A 776-nucleotide genomic window follows, 5' to 3' on the forward strand; every position below is an offset into this window, starting at 1 on the left:
ATAATTACTCTATATTAGTTCGTAGAATAGTATATAAATTAAGAGAATTCTAGATAGAATTCTCTTAATGGCCTTTATTAATTTTAGCATGTGTTTTAAAGAAAACAGGGAAATGCACATTATATATTACAGTGACGACACGAATAACGAATGTTACTAATAAACAAACATAGAAAGCTAATACGTGCGCGCCCATAGCGTGTGTGATTAGGAAGCTAATTGCTCCTAAGATAGAAGCGATTGCGTAAATCTCTTTTCGGAATACGTAAGGGATATCTTGAGCACAAATGTCACGCAAAATACCGCCTCCAATACCTGTAATGACTCCCATTGAAACAACTAGAAATGAGGCGTCAACATGATGTGACATTGCCGCATTTGCACCAATAGCTGTAAAAACGCCTAAGCCAACAGCATCAGAAAGCATAATAACGACTTGAAGTTTATTGATGCGCTCAAAAAACATACAAGTAAATAATGCTGATAATACACTTACGAAAAAGTAAATGGGTTTTACAAATGCGACAGGGGGCAGGTTACCAATCATGATATCACGAATAATACCGCCGCCGAGCGCAGTAGCTACAGCTAAACAAAGGACACCAAATAAATCTAAATCTTTTTTTAAACCAACTAATGTACCAGAAATGGCAGCGGCGATAATGCCAAGAAACGTAAATATATCGATTAATAACATGGCCTTAATCCCTTCCTCTTAAAGATGTTCCAGAGAAAAAATATACACTAAAGTATTGGAAATAACAATTACTTTTCGT

At 35.7% G+C, this 776-nt stretch carries 1 protein-coding gene; it reads right to left on the reverse strand.

The genetic code is table 11. From position 1 onward, the window contains the following. Window positions 1-64: 64 nt before the first annotated feature. Window positions 65-697, reverse strand: a complete 633-nt coding sequence (locus tag DN403_RS28810; protein WP_000924371.1) for a trimeric intracellular cation channel family protein — start codon at window positions 695-697, stop codon at window positions 65-67. Between the last annotated feature and the right edge of the window lie 79 nt (window positions 698-776).

Source organism: Bacillus sp. AY2-1 (genome assembly GCF_008368965.1).
Classification (GTDB): domain Bacteria; phylum Bacillota; class Bacilli; order Bacillales; family Bacillaceae_G; genus Bacillus_A; species Bacillus_A thuringiensis_S.